Source organism: Chitinophaga sancti (assembly GCF_034087045.1).
Classification (GTDB): Bacteria; Bacteroidota; Bacteroidia; order Chitinophagales; family Chitinophagaceae; genus Chitinophaga; species Chitinophaga sancti_B.
Genome location: NZ_CP139247.1, coordinates 1,987,501 through 1,992,500 on the forward strand (window position 1 = coordinate 1,987,501; position 5,000 = coordinate 1,992,500).

At 46.4% G+C, this 5,000-nt stretch carries 3 rRNA genes (2 of these 3 only partly in view); all 3 read left to right on the plus strand.

Annotated features, from left to right (window positions below):
* A 23S ribosomal RNA gene (locus SIO70_RS08355) occupies window positions 1-2,380 on the plus strand (it extends 498 nt beyond the left edge of the window).
* A 79-nt stretch (window positions 2,381-2,459) separates the two neighbouring features.
* Window positions 2,460-2,571 (plus strand): 5S ribosomal RNA (gene rrf / locus SIO70_RS08360).
* Window positions 2,572-3,041: 470 nt separating this feature from the next.
* Window positions 3,042-5,000, plus strand: a 23S ribosomal RNA gene (locus SIO70_RS08365) (it continues 921 nt past the right edge of the window).

The window sequence follows — 5,000 nt, forward strand, 5'->3', positions numbered from 1 at the left end:
AAGTACTTCGAACAGAAGAGTGAAATAGTACCTGAAACCGTGCGCCTACAAGCGGTCGGAGCCTGTTACAGGGTGACGGCGTGCCTTTTGCATAATGAGCCTACGAGTTACTCCTCACTGGCAAGGTTAAGCACTTAAGTTGCGGAGCCGTAGCGAAAGCGAGTTCTAACAGAGCGCAATATAGTCAGTGGGGGTAGACGCGAAACTTTGTGATCTATCCATGGGCAGGTTGAAGGTTTGGTAACACAAACTGGAGGACCGAACTCATTAGCGTTGAAAAGCTATGGGATGACCTGTGGATAGGGGTGAAAGGCCAATCAAACTGAGAGATAGCTCGTTTCCCCGAAATGTTTTTAGGAACAGCCTCGTATACAGAGTTATCATAGAGGTAGAGCTACTAATTGGGCTAGGGGGCTTCACCGCCTACCAAACCCTAATAAACTCCGAATGCTATGATATTATCTACGGGAGTGAGGCTGTGGGCGCTAAGGTCCATGGCCGAGAGGGAAATAACCCAGATTAACAGCTAAGGTCCCTAATCGTATGTTAAGTTGAACAAACGCAGTTCAAATCCTATAACAGCCAGGATGTTGGCTTGGAAGCAGCCATTCATTTAAAGAGTGCGTAACAGCTCACTGGTCGAGGGTTTGAGCACGGAAAATAATCGGGCATCAAACATACAACCGAAGCTTTAGGATTATCGTAAGATAATCGGTAGGGGAGCATTCTAAACTGCATTGAAGGTGTATCGCGAGATATGCTGGAGCGTTTAGAAAAGAAAATGTAGGCATAAGTAACGATAAAATAGGTGAAAAACCTATTCGCCGTAAGACTAAGGGTTCCTGATCAACGCTAATCGGATCAGGGTTAGTCGGGTCCTTAGGCAAAGCCGAGAGGCGTAGCTGATGGCAAACTGGTGAATATTCCAGTACCTGCTATAATTTCGATGGGGTAACGGAGTAGTGAACAGACCGCGCACTTACGGAATAGTGCGTTAAAGGGTGTAGTTATATTTTTTGTAGGTAAATCCGCAAGAGATGATGAACCTGATAGTACAGTAAAGCTTCGGCCGCACTGATAGTGTCTCTAATCAGACTTCCAAGAAAAACCTCTAAGGTTAGGTTATAGCAGCCCGTACCGTAAACCGACACAGGTAGTCGAGGAGAGTATCCTCAGGCGCTCGAGTGATCCGTGGTAAAGGAACTAGGCAAATTGACGCTGTAACTTCGGGATAAGGCGTACCGCAGTAATGCGGTCTCAGTAAAATGGTCCAACCAACTGTTTAACAAAAACACAGGGCCCTGCAAAATCGAAAGATGACGTATAGAGCCTGATACCTGCCCGGTGCTGGAAGGTTAAGGAAGGATGTTCGGGGTAACCCAAAGCTTCTGACTGAAGCCCCAGTAAACGGCGGCCGTAACTATAACGGTCCTAAGGTAGCGAAATTCCTTGTCGGGTAAGTTCCGACCTGCACGAATGGTCTAATGAGTTGGACACTGTCTCTACCACGAGCTCGGTGAAATTGTAGTATCGGTGAAGATGCCGGTTAATCGCAACGGGACGGAAAGACCCCGTGAACCTTCACTACAACTTAACATTGATTTTGAACCACAGATGTGTAGGATAGTTGGGAGACTATGAAGCAGCTTCGCCAGGAGTTGTGGAGTCAACGTTGAAATACCAACCTTCTGTTGTTTAGAGTCTAACCCGGTAACGGGGACATTGTTTGGTGGGTAGTTTGACTGGGGTGGTCGCCTCCTAAAAAGTAACGGAGGCTCGCAAAGGTACCCTCAGTACGGTTGGTAATCGTACGCAGAGCGCATTAGTAAAAGGGTGCTTGACTGTGAGGCTGACCAGCCGAGCAGGAGCGAAAGCTGGCTAAAGTGATCCGGTGGTTCTGCATGGAAGGGCCATCGCTCAAAGGATAAAAGGTACTCCGGGGATAACAGGCTGATCTCCCCCAAGAGCTCATATCGACGGGGAGGTTTGGCACCTCGATGTCGGTTCGTCACATCCTGGGGCTGGAGAAGGTCCCAAGGGTTCGGCTGTTCGCCGATTAAAGTGGCACGTGAACTGGGTTCAGAACGTCGCAAGACAGTTCGGTCCCTATCTGTTGTGATCGTTAGTAAATTGCGGGGACATGACCTTAGTACGAGAGGACCGGGTCGTACGTACCGCTGGTGTATCGGTTGTGCCGCCAGGTGCAGTGCCGAGTAGCTATGTACGGAAAGGATAAACGCTGAAAGCATCTAAGCGTGAAACCTACCTCAAGATGAGTTTACTTTTAAGGGCCGTCGGAGACTACGACGTTGATAGGCTACAGGTGTAAGGGTGGTAACATCGAAGCCGAGTAGTACTAATTGCCCGTAAGCTTTAATTTTATTTATATTGTATTATAACTTTCCCAATATGCAACTTATTGCGTTACCGTCATGGTAACAAAAAGATCTTCAAGATCTTATGGTGGTTTTGCCAAGGGTGTTCACCTCTTCCCATTCCGAACAGAGAAGTTAAGCCCCTTATGGCCGATGGTACTGCACCACAATGCGGGAGAGTAGGTAGCTGCCATATTTATTAGAAAGCCTCTGAATGTATTTTCAGAGGCTTTTTTATCCCTTCTTAGGAAATTACACCACACATCTATACCGCTACTACGGTAAAAAAAAAGTCTGGTTATTTTTTGTTGATAGAAAGTAAAGATTGTATCTTTGCCATCCGCTCGAAAAAACGAGTAATAAAGTTCTTTGTTCATACAGATTTTTAACGAAGCTGCTTTTCAATTATCCAGGTTCAAACTGAAATAAAAAAGAGAAAAAACTTCAAAAAAGATTTGGCAAAAATGAAATAATCACTACCTTTGCAACCCCAACGCAAACGACGCGAAACGGGAAGTTCTTAAAAAGGTAATGATAAGCTAAGATGTACGAGCCGCAAGGGTTCACACGGATCGGATCCGAAACATCAACAAGTCTTAGAAATAAGATAAGCTCTTTGACATATTGGGAAAAAAAGTTGTAATACAGTATACAATTTGAAAGATATTTAAAGCGAATAAGGGCGCATGGCGGATGCCTTGGCTTTAGGAGGCGAAGAAGGACGTGGTAAGCTGCGATAAGCTACGGGGAGATGCAAACGATCGTTACATCCGTAGATTTCCGAATGGGACAACCCAGTACACTGAAGGTGTATTATCCGAAAGGAGGCCAACGCAGGGAACTGAAACATCTAAGTACCTGCAGGAAAAGAAAATAAATTAATGATTCCCTAAGTAGTGGCGAGCGAACGGGGAAGAGCCCAAACCGTGGTGGCGTGCTGCCACGGGGTTGTAGGACTACTTTTAGAAAGTCAGATCAAGTTGAATCATCTGGAAAGATGAGCCATAGCAGGTGATAGCCCTGTAGACAGAAATTCTGATGGACGTGTAGTATCCTGAGTAGCGCGGGACCGGAGGAATCCTGTGTGAAACTGCCAGCACCATCTGGTAAGGCTAAATACTCCCTAAAGACCGATAGTGAACCAGTACCGTAAGGGAAAGGTGAAAAGTACTTCGAACAGAAGAGTGAAATAGTACCTGAAACCGTGCGCCTACAAGCGGTCGGAGCCTGTTACAGGGTGACGGCGTGCCTTTTGCATAATGAGCCTACGAGTTACTCCTCACTGGCAAGGTTAAGCACTTAAGTTGCGGAGCCGTAGCGAAAGCGAGTTCTAACAGAGCGCAATATAGTCAGTGGGGGTAGACGCGAAACTTTGTGATCTATCCATGGGCAGGTTGAAGGTTTGGTAACACAAACTGGAGGACCGAACTCATTAGCGTTGAAAAGCTATGGGATGACCTGTGGATAGGGGTGAAAGGCCAATCAAACTGAGAGATAGCTCGTTCTCCCCGAAATGTTTTTAGGAACAGCCTCGTATACAGAGTTATCATAGAGGTAGAGCTACTAATTGGGCTAGGGGGCTTCACCGCCTACCAAACCCTAATAAACTCCGAATGCTATGATATTATCTACGGGAGTGAGGCTGTGGGCGCTAAGGTCCATGGCCGAGAGGGAAATAACCCAGATTAACAGCTAAGGTCCCTAATCGTATGTTAAGTTGAACAAACGCAGTTCAAATCCTATAACAGCCAGGATGTTGGCTTGGAAGCAGCCATTCATTTAAAGAGTGCGTAACAGCTCACTGGTCGAGGGTTTGAGCACGGAAAATAATCGGGCATCAAACATACAACCGAAGCTTTAGGATTATCGTAAGATAATCGGTAGGGGAGCATTCTAAACTGCATTGAAGGTGTATCGCGAGATATGCTGGAGCGTTTAGAAAAGAAAATGTAGGCATAAGTAACGATAAAATAGGTGAAAAACCTATTCGCCGTAAGACTAAGGGTTCCTGATCAACGCTAATCGGATCAGGGTTAGTCGGGTCCTTAGGCAAAGCCGAGAGGCGTAGCTGATGGCAAACTGGTGAATATTCCAGTACCTGCTATAATTTCGATGGGGTAACGGAGTAGTGAACAGACCGCGCACTTACGGAATAGTGCGTTAAAGGGTGTAGTTATATTTTTTGTAGGTAAATCCGCAGAGAATGATGAACCTGATAGTACAGTAAAGCTTCGGCCGCACTGATAGTGTCTCTAATCAGACTTCCAAGAAAAACCTCTAAGGTTAGGTTATAGCAGCCCGTACCGTAAACCGACACAGGTAGTCGAGGAGAGTATCCTCAGGCGCTCGAGTGATCCGTGGTAAAGGAACTAGGCAAATTGACGCTGTAACTTCGGGATAAGGCGTACCGCAGTAATGCGGTCTCAGTAAAATGGTCCAACCAACTGTTTAACAAAAACACAGGGCCCTGCAAAATCGAAAGATGACGTATAGAGCCTGATACCTGCCCGGTGCTGGAAGGTTAAGGAAGGATGTTCGGGGTAACCCAAAGCTTCTGACTGAAGCCCCAGTAAACGGCGGCCGTAACTATAACGGTCCTAAGGTAGCGAAATTCCTTGTCGGGTA